This window comes from Lysobacter sp. A286, from assembly GCF_054052105.1.
In genome coordinates, this window is sequence record NZ_JBSVRJ010000001.1 from 1,656,659 (window position 1) to 1,670,743 (window position 14,085).

12 protein-coding genes are annotated in these 14,085 nt (G+C 64.7%); 8 read left to right on the forward strand and 4 right to left on the reverse strand.

Features of this window, described 5'->3' with window-relative positions; genetic code table 11:
* The 3 genes from ACW7G0_RS07660 to efpL all read left to right on the forward strand — a co-directional run bounded on the left by ACW7G0_RS07660 (position 1) and on the right by efpL (position 3,999).
* On the forward strand, positions 1–2,577 hold the full coding sequence (locus ACW7G0_RS07660; RefSeq protein ID WP_456988799.1) for a sensor domain-containing protein: 2,577 nt from the start codon (positions 1–3) through the stop codon (positions 2,575–2,577).
* A gap of 69 nt (positions 2,578–2,646) precedes the next feature.
* Positions 2,647–3,417 carry an SDR family NAD(P)-dependent oxidoreductase gene (locus ACW7G0_RS07665; RefSeq protein ID WP_456988801.1) on the forward strand — a complete coding sequence of 257 codons (771 nt, stop codon included), beginning with the start codon at positions 2,647–2,649 and terminating at the stop codon, positions 3,415–3,417.
* Between the two features lie 15 nt (positions 3,418–3,432).
* The gene (gene efpL / locus ACW7G0_RS07670) at positions 3,433–3,999 is read left to right on the forward strand and encodes an elongation factor P-like protein EfpL (protein WP_456988803.1); all 567 of its coding nucleotides are present in this window, start codon (positions 3,433–3,435) and stop codon (positions 3,997–3,999) included.
* Between the two features lie 28 nt (positions 4,000–4,027).
* Here the strand turns inward: efpL and ACW7G0_RS07675 are convergent, their stop codons facing one another.
* From ACW7G0_RS07675 to ACW7G0_RS07685, 3 genes are all read right to left on the reverse strand, one after another.
* Positions 4,028–5,989, reverse strand: coding sequence for a DUF7844 domain-containing protein (locus tag ACW7G0_RS07675; RefSeq protein WP_456988805.1), 1,962 nt, complete (start codon positions 5,987–5,989; stop codon positions 4,028–4,030).
* 25 nt (positions 5,990–6,014) lie between these two features.
* On the reverse strand, positions 6,015–6,326 hold the full coding sequence (locus ACW7G0_RS07680) for a DUF2388 domain-containing protein (protein ID WP_456988807.1): 312 nt from the start codon (positions 6,324–6,326) through the stop codon (positions 6,015–6,017).
* 132 nt (positions 6,327–6,458) lie between these two features.
* Positions 6,459–7,847 (reverse strand): FAD-binding oxidoreductase, encoded by a 1,389-nt coding sequence (locus ACW7G0_RS07685; RefSeq protein ID WP_456988809.1) that lies wholly within the window; start codon positions 7,845–7,847, stop codon positions 6,459–6,461.
* A gap of 125 nt (positions 7,848–7,972) precedes the next feature.
* Between ACW7G0_RS07685 and serA the strand changes: the two genes are divergently transcribed.
* The gene (gene serA / locus ACW7G0_RS07690) at positions 7,973–9,211 is read left to right on the forward strand and encodes a phosphoglycerate dehydrogenase (protein ID WP_456988811.1); all 1,239 of its coding nucleotides are present in this window, start codon (positions 7,973–7,975) and stop codon (positions 9,209–9,211) included.
* A 33-nt stretch (positions 9,212–9,244) separates the two neighbouring features.
* On the opposite strand, the gene ACW7G0_RS07695 is transcribed toward serA, so the two are convergent.
* Positions 9,245–9,823, reverse strand: a complete 579-nt coding sequence (locus ACW7G0_RS07695) for an NUDIX hydrolase (protein ID WP_456988813.1) — start codon at positions 9,821–9,823, stop codon at positions 9,245–9,247.
* Positions 9,824–10,004: 181 nt separating this feature from the next.
* On the opposite strand from ACW7G0_RS07695, the gene ACW7G0_RS07700 reads away from it, so the two are divergent.
* The 4 genes from ACW7G0_RS07700 to ACW7G0_RS07715 all read left to right on the forward strand — a co-directional run bounded on the left by ACW7G0_RS07700 (position 10,005) and on the right by ACW7G0_RS07715 (position 14,081).
* Positions 10,005–11,477 carry an amino acid permease gene (locus tag ACW7G0_RS07700; protein WP_456988815.1) on the forward strand — a complete coding sequence of 491 codons (1,473 nt, stop codon included), beginning with the start codon at positions 10,005–10,007 and terminating at the stop codon, positions 11,475–11,477.
* 9 nt (positions 11,478–11,486) lie between these two features.
* Positions 11,487–12,779, forward strand: a complete 1,293-nt coding sequence (locus ACW7G0_RS07705; protein ID WP_456988817.1) for an amino acid permease — start codon at positions 11,487–11,489, stop codon at positions 12,777–12,779.
* Positions 12,780–12,888: 109 nt separating this feature from the next.
* A complete protein-coding gene (locus ACW7G0_RS07710; protein WP_456988819.1) occupies positions 12,889–13,527 on the forward strand; it encodes a methylthioribulose 1-phosphate dehydratase in 639 nt (212 codons plus the stop codon).
* Entirely contained in the window at positions 13,524–14,081 is a 558-nt protein-coding gene (locus tag ACW7G0_RS07715; protein WP_456988821.1) for a 1,2-dihydroxy-3-keto-5-methylthiopentene dioxygenase, read from the forward strand. Before ACW7G0_RS07710 ends, ACW7G0_RS07715 begins: the two co-directional genes overlap by 4 nt.
* The last annotated feature ends 4 nt before the right edge of the window (positions 14,082–14,085 follow it).

Below are 14,085 nucleotides of genomic sequence, written 5' to 3' on the forward strand. Positions count from 1 at the left end.
TTGAAGCGCAAGCCACCCGCACGAAGTCCGTCCATACCGCTCGACCCGGTGGATGCATCGGCGGTGTTGGCGGCGTTGGACCAGGCCGGCCAGGACACCACCCTGCCCCCCGCGCTGGCTACCGTCCTGCAGCAGGCCCGGGCCGCACTGCAGCAGTCACTGGGCAACGAAGCGTCCGCGCAGCAGCGCTACCGGGCGTTGTTTGACGCCGTGCCAGACCCGATCAGCATCATTGCCTGGGACGGCACCGTGCTGGACCTCAACAAAGCCGGGGTCGCCGCTTACCAACGCCCCCGTGACGAGATTGTCGGCCAGCCAATCGAGCTGTTGAACCCCGACCTGCCGCCCGGCCACATGGGCCCGGTGCACGACGCGCTCTCGCGCGGCCAGACCTATGTGATTGAAGTCACCAACCGGCGCGCGGACGGCAGCCGGTTTCCGGTCGAAGTCCATTCGGCCAATTTCGAATACGACGGCCAGCGCTGCCTGGTTGCGGTCGCGCGCGATCTCAGCGCCCGCGTCGACGCCGAGGTCCGCTTCCGTGAACTGACCGAGATGGTCGACAAGGGCATCGTGGTCCGCCACGCCGACGGGCACATCATCTATGCCAACGCGGCCGCGGTCCGGCTGCTGGATGCCGAACAGAGCACAAGCATCGACGAGGTGCTCAGGGACGGTCGCTGGCTGATGGTGGACGAGAGTGGCAAGGCCTTGCCCGACTATGCCCTGCCATCGTCCCGCGCTTTGGCCAGCGGCAAGCCGGTTGGACCCGAAGTGATCGGCTTCTTCAACCAGCGACGACACGAGCTGATCTGGCTGTCGGTGATCGCGGTGCCACAGTTTGTCGCCGGTGCGGACAAGCCACACCAAGCGTTGTCCGTATTCCACGACGTCACTGCGCTCAAACGCGACAGTACGCTGTTCGAGCGCGCGCAGGCACTGGCCCACATCGGTGGCTGGCAGTGGGACACCGGACGCAACCACCTGTACCTGACCAACGAGGCACAACGCATCATCGGACGCGATCCGGCTCCAGACACGATGGAAGGCCTGCTGGATTGCCTGGTTGAATCCGACCACCGACGCTTGCGCCAAGCGCTCGACCAGACCATGGAAAGCCGGCGAGGCCTGCAACTTGAACTGCAAGGCAGGCGTAGCGATGGGCATCAGTTCTGGATTCGCGTGATCGGGGAGGCTCAGGTCGCCCCGCCCTTGAGTGCCACCCTGACCGGTACCGTGCAGGACATCACCGAGGACAAGCAGGATGAGGAAACCCTGCGCGTAGAAGCACGCACGGACCCGCTGACCGGCCTGTTGAACCGCGATGCACTGCGCATCGAGATTGAAGCGCGCCTGGGTGATTCATGCCAATCGGCGTTGGCGCTTTTGTACATCGACCTGGACCGGTTCAAGGTCGTGAACGATGTGCTCGGCCACGCGGCGGGTGACCGGCTGCTCTCGTCTGCCGCGCGGCGCATCCAGCGTGCGGTCGGCACCGAGGGACTGATCGCACGCTTTGGCGGCGACGAGTTCCTGGTGCTGTGCTCGCTTGAGGACGACCCTGTCCGTCCGGCACGATTGGCCGACCGCATCCTGGAGATATTTGCCGATGCGTTCCGCATGGACGGCGAGGAGTTTGCGATCACCGCCAGCATCGGCATCGCCCAGTCGCCGCAGGACGGCGACCACGCCCAGCAACTGATCAAGAATGCGGATGTGGCGATGTATGCCAGCAAGCGCCGCGGCCGCAACAGCTGGCAGGTATTCAGTCCCGAGCTGGCCGCCGAGCAACAACACCGCCAGCAACTGGAAACCCAGCTACGCCATGCCATCGGCAACGACGAGTTCCGCCTCGTCTACCAACCCCAGGTTGAGCTGGCCAGCGGCCGGCTGGTCGCGGTCGAAGCGTTGATTCGCTGGAACAACGAACTGCTGGGGGAAATCCAGCCGGATCATTTCATCAGCCACGCCGAAACCACCGGCGACATCATCGGAATCGGCAGTTGGGTCATTCGCCAGGCGTGCTGGCAACTGAGCCAATGGCGCAGCCGCGGGCTGGAGATCAATCGCGTCGCGGTCAACGTGTCCTATCGCCAGTTCCTGGGCAAGAACCTGGCAACGGCGGTGGCGGCCGTGCTGCTGGAATTCGGCCTGCCGGGCAGCGCACTGGAGCTGGAATTCACCGAACGGGTTTTGATCGAGGATGAGCCCGACACCCAGCGCGCCTTCGCAGCCTTGCGCGAGATGGGGGTGACGCTGACGATCGATGATTTCGGCGAAGGCTACAGCGCCCTCAACTACCTGCGCCGGCTGCCGATCCATGGTCTCAAGCTGAGCCAGGTGTTCGTCCAGGGCATCCCCGGGAACGCCTCCGACGTCGCCGTGTGCGAGGCGGTCATCGGCATTGCCCGCAGCCTCGGGCTGGAACTGGTGGCCGAAGGCGTGGAGACACCGGAGCAACGCGATTTCCTGATCAAGCTCGGGGTCGGCGTCGGGCAAGGGTTCCTGTTTGCCGAAGGCTTGTCCCCCGAGGCGCTGGAAGAGATGTACGCATCGGCGGCGGTGTCAGCGAAATAACTCGCGGCAACCATTCGCCGCCCCCGCGCCGCTGGCCTAGAATTACGGCTTTCTTATTCGGGGTTTCCCATGCAGCTCTCCACTACCCTCGCCATCATCACCGGCGGCGTCTCCGGCTTGGGCCTGGCGGTCGCGCAGCACCTGGTCCGGCACGGCGGCAAGGTCGCCCTGTTCGACGTCAACGAGGACAAAGGCACGGCGGCGGTGGCTGGGCTGGGCGAAGCCAATGCACGGTTCTTCAGCACCGACGTGTCCGACGAAGCCGCGGTGGTGGCCAGTGTCGCGGCGGCCCGGGAGTTCCTTGGCGGACTCAACGTCACGGTCAACTGCGCCGGCATCCTGGGTGCCGGCCGCGTGCTGGGCAAGGAAGGGCCGATGCCGCTGTCGCGCTTCCAGGCCACGGTGATGGTCAACCTGGTCGGCAGCTTCAACGTCGCCAAGGCCGCCGCCGACCTGATGCAGCACAACGAAGCCGGCACCGATGGCGAGCGCGGCGTGATCATCAACACGGCGTCTGTGGCCGCCTACGAGGGCCAGATCGGCCAGGCCGCCTACTCCGCATCCAAGGGTGGCGTGGTTGGCATGACCCTGCCGATGGCGCGCGAGCTGGCCCGCTTCGGCATCCGGGTGATGACCATCGCCCCGGGCGTGTTCTGGACCCCGATGGTCGACGGCATGCCCGAGTCGGTACAGCAATCGCTGGCAGCGACCATCCCGTTCCCCTCCCGGCTGGGCAAGCCGGAGGAATATGCCGACCTGGTCGCCTACATCCTCGGCAACACCTACCTCAACGGCGAGACCATCCGTCTCGATGGCGCAACGCGCCTGGCACCCAGGTAACTACGGAAGAACCCAATGAAAGCTGCAGACGTCAAGAAAGGAAACGTGGTCGAGTACAACAACACCATCTACCAGGTGCGCGACATCGAGCGCAGCTCGCCGCAAGGCCGAGGCGGCAACGTCAAGTTCCGTTTCACCATGTACTCGGTGCCGGGCGGCAACAAGTTCGATCTCAGCCTGGGCGGTGACGAGGACCTCAAGGAAGTCGAGTTGAGCCGTCGCCAGGTGACCTACTCCTACAAGGATGGCGATGCATTCGTGTTCCTCGACGACGAGGATTACAGCCCCTACATGCTGGACGCCGCGGTGGTCGGCGATGCGTCGGGCTATATCGTCGATGGTCTTTCGGGGTGTTATGTGCAGATCATCGATGAGCTGCCGGTCGGGCTGCAGTTGCCGGCCAGCGTTGCGATCGAGGTCATCGAGACACCGCCCGAACTCAAGGGAGGCACGGCGACCAAGCGACCCAAGCCCGCCAAGCTGTCAACCGGTCTTGAGATCATGGTTCCCGAGTACATCGGCACCGGCGAGCGGGTACTGGTGAGCACGACCAGTGGCGAGTTCGCCGGTCGCGCCGACTGACGATCTGACCCGCGCCCGGCCGTTGCGGTTACGGCAGCTCCAGCCCCGCATCGCGCTGGTTCAACATCCGCAACCGCCGGCCGAGCGCATCCACGTTGCCGCGGGTGCGCTCCAGGTTGGCGCGCAGGTCAGGATCCAGCAGCGCTTTGACTTCATCACGCAACTGCAGGTTGAGCTCGTCAAGACGTGCCTTGCGGCGCCCACTCTCCAGCGCCAGGCGTTGGATCTCGGCGGGCTGCGGCAAGCCATAGCCGTCGCTCGCGGCCAACAACCCGGCCGGCCGGCTGAGGAACCCGCTGTGCTGCAGGATCTGGCGAAGCCTTGCACCGGCATCGGCAGGCTCTCCACCTGGCGCCGCCTGGCCCGCAGGCAACTGTTCCTCCGCAGCGTTCGGCTGCCTGTTCGGTCCGTCGTCGCGTCCGGCCATCATCGCGCCCAGGTAGCGCCGTTTTAGATCCTCCTGGGCCAGCAATACCTGCCGACGCAATGCCGCTTGTTCCAGCAACAGCAACGCGGCACTGGCACGCATCCCGGCCTGATCGAACCAGGCGTGCCGCTCGCCGGGCGGCAATGCCAACCAGTCTTCTACCTCGCTTTGCGGCAGCCCCAGCTCTAGCCGGGCAACCACGAACATCACCTGGAAACGCTCGCGAAACGAGTCGAAGCGGTAACCCAGCCGGCGTGCCTCTTGCGGGTCGTCCAGTACCGAGGTATCGGCCAGGTCGCGCCGATCCAGCTTCGTCAGCAGGCCGGTTGGCGTGATCGCCGCCAACCCCGCCTGCGCCAGCTGCGGGATGCCGTCATGCAGCAGCTTGAATGTCTCCACCGCACAGTTGTTGCTGACGAAGTAATAGCGGCCGTCGTAACTCCAATGCAGTTTCGCGGCGCGGTCCAGCAGGCCCTCGATCTGGCTGCGATCCAGCGCCAGCGGGATGGATTGCAGCGCGCGCAGCTGGTCCTTGGTGTACTCCTCCACCACCTGCTCCAGCGGCAGCACGAACAGCCGCGATGGATAGGAGCCGGTCAGTCCGCGCCAACTGGACAGTTGCACGTCATTGACGAAGGCGCGGAACGAGAGCACCAGGTGATGCTGCATGTCCAGCCGGCAGTCCGGCCCAAGCGGTCGCCCGGGCGCACAGACCACCAGCCGCAACATGCTGTGGCCCCAGCGACTCATCAACTGCTCGTTGCCCTCGGCCAGCAGGTATTCGATCGCGTAGACGCGTTCCGGGTCGAGCACGTTCAGGACCTGCGGACTACCGGAGGCGTCATCAGCTGCCGCGTTACCCGCGTTCAGATAGACAAACCCCTGCGGGCACTCCGGGTGCGGCGGCGCCCAGCCGAAATGATCCCGGAAGAACCGGTGCAACCCCGGCCGGCGACAGGCATAGGACGGGTCGAGCAGGAAGTACTCCAGGTTGACCGCGACGAACTCGCGTGGGCTGGTGAGTTCGTACGGGTCCGGGCTGCGATCGACGAACCGGTTCTCCGACTGTCGCGCACCGAACCATCTGGCCTTGACCTGCCAACCTGCCAGGTCCAGCAAGCGAGGGTCATCGGACAGCCCGTGGACGCGGTCATGGAAGTGGGCAAGTTCGTGCAATACCGTGGCGATCAGTTCATCGCGCTGGCTGCGGTCGGTGCGAGTGGCATCGCGGCGGCTCGCGCGCCCCGCAGCCGTACCGTCGGTCAATCCATCCAGCAGCCGGCGGTTGAGTAGCAGTTCGCGATGTTCCGCCCGGCCCCAGGCGTCATGAGGCAGCACCTCGCTCCAGCGAACCACGACCTGTTGGTCCAGCGAGTCCGTGAAGCCTGGAGGCAACCGCACGAGGGCCTGGTCCAGCAGTTCCTGACTGGCATCGACCTGCGCCGGCCCCAGCCCGCTGGTTTCCAGTTGCAGGCGTAGCGCGGCGTGCGCGGGCGCCCATCCCGATAGCAACAACAGTGCGGCGCAGCAAAAACGCGACCGGGCCGCGCGCCAATCCTTCATGTATCGGAACCCGCGACCACTGGGTTCACAACGCGAGGATGGCCCGTGCCAGTTCAAGATCGCTGGCGTCACGCGCCTGCTGCAACTGCCCGCGCAACAACACGAACGCCGCTTCCAGGTGCACGCCACGGATATCGCCATCGGTGGCCACGAAGCTTGCGGCATCATCACGCGCAGCGATGACGATCTTGTCGTCACCGGCCGAGCTACTGGTCGCGGACGTGCCACCAATGGCGCCGCTTATCGCTTCGGAGAGCGTGTAGAAGCTGGACGCCGAAGCGATCGAAGAGGCGCTGGCAAGCAGCAGGACACAAAGCAGACGAGTGTGAATGGTCATCGATTGGGTTCCATTGGGGGTGAGCAAGAGAATGGCGGTTGCAGATTACCCGTCTGGGGCACGATCGGTCGTGTCGACCGGCAACGCAGGTGTTGTAAACGTTCAGCTAGTCCTTTTACATCGCTTGGACGGTCAAGGGTCGAACAACTTGCCCGGATTCATGAGGCCTGCCGGATCCAGCACGCGTTTTATGCCACGCATCACTTCGATTTCCGCCGCCGACCGGGTGCTGTCCAGCCAGGGCTTCTTGACCAGGCCAATGCCATGCTCGGCAGAAATGCTGCCGCCGTGGCGCTGCAGGCACGCCGCCAGTAGGTCGGTCACCCGCGTGCACTGGGCCACGAAATCATCAATCGCCATGTCATCAGGCGCCAGTACGTTGATATGCAGATTGCCATCACCGATATGGCCGAACCAGACCACCTCGAAATCCGGGTATTCGCGCGCCAGCAGTGCCTGGGTTTCGGCCAGGAACGGCTGCATCGCGGAGAGCCTCACCGAGACGTCGTTCTTGTATGGCCGGTGGCGCGCCAGGCTCTCGGTAATGCCTTCGCGCAGTCGCCACAACCGGGCGGCCTGGGCATCACTCTGGCTGATCGCGCCATCGCTGACCCACCCGGCGTCCAGGCAGTACTCGAATGCTCCCAGCGCGGCCGCCTGTCGGGCTTCGTCACCGACGGCGAATTCGGCCAACACGTAGTACGGATACGACTCATCAAACGGGGCTTGCGCGCCAGCTTCAACGACATGCTGCATTGCCACGTCGGTGAAAAACTCGAACGCTTCCAATGGCAGCCGCTCGCGGAAGGCCGCAAACACCTGCATCAATTTCCCGAATGATGGCAGCGCCAGCAACATGACGCTTGACGGCGGCGGCAGGTCGGTCAGTCGCAAGGTCGCTTCGACCACGATACCCAGGGTGCCCTCCGAGCCGATAAACAGGTGGCGCAGGTCGTAGCCACTGGAATTTTTGACCAGCCCGCGGTTGAGCTCCAGCAATTCGCCACGACCGGTTACCACCTTCAACCCGGCGATCCATTCGCGGGTGTTGCCATGGCGGACCACCCGGATACCGCCGGCGTTGGTGGCGATGTTGCCGCCGATGGAACACGAACCACGTGCCGCGAAATCGACCGGGTAGAGCAGGCCCTGCTCGCGCGCCGCCTCGTGCACTGCTTCCAGCGCGATGCCCGGCTGCACGGTCAAGGTGCGGTCGATGGGGTCGAACTCCAGCACCTTGTTCATCCGTTCCAGGCTGACTACCAGCTCGCCATTGGCCGCGACTGCGCCACCCGACAGACCGGTGCGTCCGCCCGACGGCACGATTCCCACGCTGTGCTGATTGGCCCAACGCACGACCGCTTGAACCTGCTCGATGCTCGTGGGCAAGACGATTGCCAGCGGCGACGGCGTCCACCGCCGGGTCCAGTCGCGACCGTAGTACTCCAGGTCGTGCGGATCGGTCTTGATCTGCAAACCGGAAATGGTTGCCAGCAAGCTGTTCAGGCGTGGGTGGTTCATTAATGGTCGCGGCAGCCGATGGGACTTCAGCCTGCCAGCAGCACCAGCCGCACGTCCAGTGGTGCGACGCAGCAAGACGCCCGGATTTCTGCGATATTCGGTTCTCTGCCCAACGATCCCGGCCCGTGACCCAGACGACCTCGTATCCGAAGAACGACATCCGCGTATTGCTGCTGGAAGGCGTCAGCCAGAATGCCGTGGAGAAGTTCCGGGCGGCCGGCTACAAGCAGATACAAGTCCATGACAAGGCGCTGCCCGACGACGAGCTCAAGCGCCAGATCGCCCAGGCGCACATCATCGGCATCCGCTCGCGCACCCAGTTGACGGCCGAGGTACTGGGCCAGGCGCGACGACTGATGGCGATCGGCTGCTTCTGCATCGGTACCAGCCAGGTCGATCTGGATGCGGCCGAAAAGCTCGGCATCCCGGTGTTCAACGCGCCCTACTCCAACACCCGCAGCGTGGCCGAGCTGGTCATTGCCGAGGCGATCATGCTGATGCGCGGGATCGCTCAGAAGAGCGCGAGCTGTCATCGCGGTGGTTGGTCGAAGTCGGCCACCGGCAGCCACGAGATCCGCGGCAAGACCATCGGCATCGTCGGCTATGGCCACATTGGCACCCAGGTCGGCGTGATCGCCGAGGCACTGGGAATGCAGGTGCTGTTCCACGATATCGAACCCAAGTTGACGCTGGGCAACGCACGCGAGGCCGCCAGCCTGGAGGATTTGCTGGCGCGCAGCGAGGTGGTGACGCTGCATGTGCCGGAGACTCCGGCCACCCGTGATCTCATCGGTGCGCAGCAGATCGCCCGGATGCGCCCGGGCGCCCACCTGATCAACGCTTCCCGGGGCAAGGTGGTCGATATCGATGCGCTTGCCGATGCCCTGAAATCCGGCCACATCGGCGGCGCGGCAGTGGACGTATTCCCGGTGGAGCCGAGCAGCAACAACGATATTTTCAGCTCGCCCCTGGTCGGCATCGACAACGCGATCCTCACCCCGCACATCGGCGGCAGCACGCTGGAGGCGCAGGACAATATCGGGTTGGAGGTCGCCTCCAAGCTGATCCGCTACAGCGACAACGGGTCAACCTTGTCGGCGGTCAACTTCCCCGAGGTCACCCTGCCCGAGCACACCGGAAGCCTGCGTTTGCTGCATATCCACCGCAACGTGCCGGGCGTGATGTCGCAGGTCAACGAGATCTTCTCCCGGCGTGGCGTCAACATCGACGGCCAGTTCCTGCGCACCGACGCGGACGTGGGTTACGTGGTGATCGACATCAGCGCCAGCGAAGCGCAGGCGGCAGAACTGAAGACGCTGCTGTCGGCGATTACCGGCACCCTGCGCACGCGTGTGCTGTACTGATCGTTCCGGTGCCGCGGCCCTTGCCGCGGGCGCTCACCGGCGCTGCAGCCACTTGCATGCCATGCGCCTCATCGACGGATCAGTCGATGCTTCGCCGGCAATGCCGGCGATATCGCGCCATTGCAGGTCGAGCGACTCGGCGCTGATGACGTAGTCCTCATCTGCGCCGGCATGGACGATGTATCGCGCGTCGTAATGCCAATGCCCGGGCACGCCCTGGCGCTCGCCGATCCAATGACGGTCCAGGTCGAACAACGCCGGTTCGACCCGCAGCCCGGTCAGGCCAGACTCCTCCTCGGCCTCGCGCAGAGCGACCTGCGACAGGTCACGATCGCCATCGGCGTGGCCTCCCAGCTGCAGCCAGCGACCCAACTTGCGATGGTGGGTCAGCAACACCCGTGTGCCGGTGCGGTCCACCAGCCAGCTCGAGCCGGTGAAGTGGCCCGCCAGCCGGTCGCGCACGAAGGGATCCTCCGCGTCGTCCAGCAGTTGCTGGAACTGTCCGACCAACTCGGTTTCGTCGGGGCAACGTTGGCGGTAATGGTCCAGTTCAAGCCGAAGCGCGTCGATGACCGGGTCGGCAGATGGATGTATTTGGGGGCTTGCGTGCATACGCTGGGGTACGTCGTGAGAATGGTTGCAAGGGGATGTTATCGGTTGCGTTGAGCGCCGCAACCCCTGCTTGCCGCACGTTTCTCCGCTGGGGTAAGGTGGCCCGCCACACCTTCGCACGTACGTTGGTGCAGCACACACGGCAGTCATCACGGTTGTCGACAACCAGTTGGGGATCCGGATGCTCAAGAACCTGTTAGTCACCAAACCGATTGCACCGGCAGGACACGTCGATGCAGGCGAGCCGTTCGAGGGCAGCCTTGAGGGCGAGGTTTCGCTTCGACGCACGCTGACCCGCAGCCAATTGGTCCTGCTCGGTGTCGGAGCCGTGATTGGTGCCGGGATTTTCGTGTTGACCGGCCAGGCCGCGGCCGAGTACGCCGGACCTGCGGTGATGCTCAGCTTCATCTTCGCCGGTATCGCCTGCGCATTCGCCGGCCTGTGCTACGCCGAGTTCGCGGCGATGTTGCCGGTTTCCGGCAGCGCCTACTCCTACTCCTATGCCACCCTGGGCGAGGCGGTTGCCTGGTTCATCGGCTGGTGCCTGATACTGGAATACCTGTTTGCCGCGTCCACCGTGGCGGTGGGTTGGTCCGGCTACCTCAACGCGTTCCTGAGCAACTTCGACCTGGCCCTGCCGGCGGCGTTGGCGAGCGCGCCATACACCTTCGATACCGCCACCAATCAGTTCCTCGGCACCGGCGCCCTGGTCAACCTGCCCGCGGTGCTGATCATCGCCGCCGTCAGCGGCATCGGCTATGTCGGCATTACCCAGTCGGCGTTCGTCAACTCGGCCATCGTTGCGATCAAGGTCACCGTGATCCTGTTGTTCATCGCCTTCGGCATCCAGTACGTCGACCCGGCAAACTGGCAGCCGTTCATCCCGGAAAACCAGGGTGGCGACACCTATGGCATGCAAGGGGTGATCCGCGCGTCGGCGGTGGTGTTCTTCGCCTATATCGGCTTCGACGCGGTGTCCACGGCGGCAGGCGAGGCCAAAAACCCGCAGCGCGACATGCCGGTCGGTATTCTCGGCTCGCTGGCGGTGTGTACCGTGCTCTATATCGCGATGGCGGCGGTATTGACCGGCATGGTGGACTTCCGCCTGCTGAACACGCCAGAGCCGGTATCCACCGCACTGGACACCTTCCCGACCCTGGGCTGGTTGCAGACGTTGGTGGAGCTTGCCGCCATCGCCGGGCTGTCATCGGTGATCCTGGTGATGCTTATGGCGCAGCCACGGATCTTCTACTCGATGTCACGCGACGGCCTGATTCCAAAGGTGTTCGGCAAGGTCCATCCGAAGTACCGCACGCCCTATATCGGCACGGTCATCGTCGGCGTGGTTGCCGCGATCCTCGCCGGCCTGCTGCCGGTTGGCTTCCTGGGTGACATCGTGTCAATGGGCACCTTGCTGGCGTTCGCCACCGTCAGCGCCGGCGTGCTGATCCTGCGTTTCACCCAGCCCGACTTGCCACGCCCGTTCCGGGTACCGATGGCGATCGTGATCTGCCCGCTGGGCGTCGCATCGTGCCTGTACCTGTTCTGGCAGCCGTTCAAGTCGCACTGGCCGTTGCTGCTAGGCTGGATCGCGGTCGGCGCGCTGATCTACGGGCTCTATGGCTACCGCCACAGCAAGCTGCACAGCCGGTAGCCTGCCCCAATGAGCGTCCGCAAGATAGGCCCGGTACTGGCCACCTTCCTGGTGGCCAACAACATGATCGGCTCCGGGTTCTTCCTGTTGCCGGCCACCCTCGCCCGCTCCGGTGCGGTTACCGCGATCAGCTGGCTGTTCGCAACCGCGCTGGCGCTGATATTGGGTGGCGCGTTCGCCCGACTGGCCCGCGACTACCCGAATCTGGAATCTTCCGACGATTACGTGCGGCCGGCCCTGGGCCGCGACGTCAGCTTCCTGGCGACGACGCTCTACTGGGCTTCATCATGGATCGGCAACAACGCGATTGCCGTGGCCGCGTTTGGCTACCTGGTCACCTTGCTGCCGTTTGATGGCAGCAACCCGCAGGTGCAGGTCGCCGGCCAGGTCGGCCTGATCTGGCTGATGTTTGCGCTCAACCTGCTGGGTCCACGACCGGTGGCGAAGTTCCAGTCGTTCTGCGTGGTGTTCGGGCTGGCGCCGGTGGCCATGGTGTTGATGTTCGGTTGGGGCAGCTTCGACCGCGGTATCTACGACGCCGGCTGGAACGTCACTGGCGAGTCCGACGGCTCGGTGATCTTCAGCTCGCTGGCGCCGATCTTCTGGGCTTTCGTCGGGCTGGAAACTGGCGCCATGGTCGCCGGCGTGGTCCGCAATCCGGACCGGAACGTACCCATCGCCACCCTGGCGGGCATCACCATCGCCGGCGTGATCTACCTGATTTCGTCCGTGCTGGTGATGGGCATCATTCCGGCCGCTGACCTGGCCGCATCCAGCGCTCCGTTCGCGCTGGTTGCCGCCGAAATATTCGGTCCCTGGGCGGCCATTGCGATCGCTGCCGCTGCCGCGTTGAAAGCCACCGGCACCCTGGGTGGCTGGATGATGGTGACCGGTGAATCGGGTGCCCGCGCCGCCGAGCGCGGGTTCCTGCCCGGTATCTTCGCCCGCATGAACCGCCGCGGTGCGGCAGCATGGGGTCTGGTGATCGTGTGCCTGTCGATGACTGCCATCGCGTTCTTCACCCTGTCGCCCACCGTGTCCGGCCAGTTCGAGATCATCATTGGCACCGTGGTGTCGCTGGTGGTCATCGCCTACGCCGCCGCCGGCTTGAGCCTGGTGGTGGGCACCAGGACGCGTCGTCCCAGTAGCAGCGACCGCCTGCTGGGCGTGGGCGCCCTGATCGCGTGCGGGTTGTTGTTGTGGTCGTCGGACCCGGACATGCTTCTCGGGGCGGCGATAGTGGCCCTGATTGCCTGGATTGCGTACCGGGTGTTCGGACGCAAGGCGCTTCCCGCCGCTTGACGATGGACCCCGATGGCAACGACGACGGCGCGGGCAACCGCGCCGTCGTCGTTTTTGGGGTGTGAAACGGACAACGTCCAGATGCGCCCCGGATTGCTAGAATCGAGGCATGAACATTGCCCTGCCCTACGACCCGCAACAGCTGAAGCATTGCACCGGCGAGATCATCGTCAACGTGCGCGAACTGGCGGCGGCCGGTTGGACCCCCGCGACCAGCAGCAATTTCTCGCGTCGTCTGGACGCCCGGCACATCGCAATTACCACCTCGGGCGGCGACAAGGGCCGGCTGACAGAGGCTCAAATCATGGTTGTCGACCTGGAGGGTCGGCCGGTCGCCACCGACCAGCGCCCGTCGGCCGAGACCCTGCTTCACACCCGGCTTTACCAGCGCTCCGCGCAGATCGGTTGCGTCCTGCACACCCATTCGCAGAACCAGACCGTCGCCTCTCGACTGTATGCCGGCGCCGGCCACGTGCACCTGGAAGGCTACGAGATGCTCAAGGCGTTCACGGGCAACACCACCCACGACACCATGCTGGACTTGCCGGTGCTACCCAACAGCCAGGACATGCACACCCTCGCCGCCCAGGTCGATGCACTGCTCGACAACCGTGAGATGTGGGGCTATCTGATCGACGGCCACGGCCTGTATGCCTGGGGGGCCGACATGGCCGAAGCGCGACGCCACCTGGAGGCGTTCGATTTCCTGCTGGGGTGCGAACTGGAGCTGAGGAAACTGCAACGATGAGCCGACTGCGGATATTCGACCACAACCAACCGGCCACGGCGTTGCTGGCCACCAGCGACCAGGCCGCGATCACCCGTGAGTTGGCGACCATTGGCGTCGCTTTCGAGCAGTGGGAAGCCAGCCATCCGGTCAAGCCCGGCGACCCGCCGGAAAAGATCATGCTGGCCTATCGCGCCGACATCGACCGGCTGGTCGCGCAACACGGCTTCAAGAGCGTGGACGTGGCCAGCGTGGGTGCGGACAACCCCAAGCGCGAGGAGATCCGGAAAACCTTCCTGGATGAGCATTTCCACAAGGAGGACGAGGTCCGTTTCTTCGTCGCCGGCTCGGGACTGTTCACCCTGCACGTGGGCGAGAAGGTCTATGAGGTCTTGTGCGAACGGGGTGACTTGATCTCGGTGCCCGATGGCACCACCCACTGGTTCGACATGGGCGCAGAGCCGGACTTCATCGCGATCCGTTTCTTCAAGCAGCCCGACGGCTGGGTCGGCCATTTCACCGGCACCGACATCGCCCAGCGCTTCCCGCGCCACGAACCCGGTGAGGCCCGATGAGCAC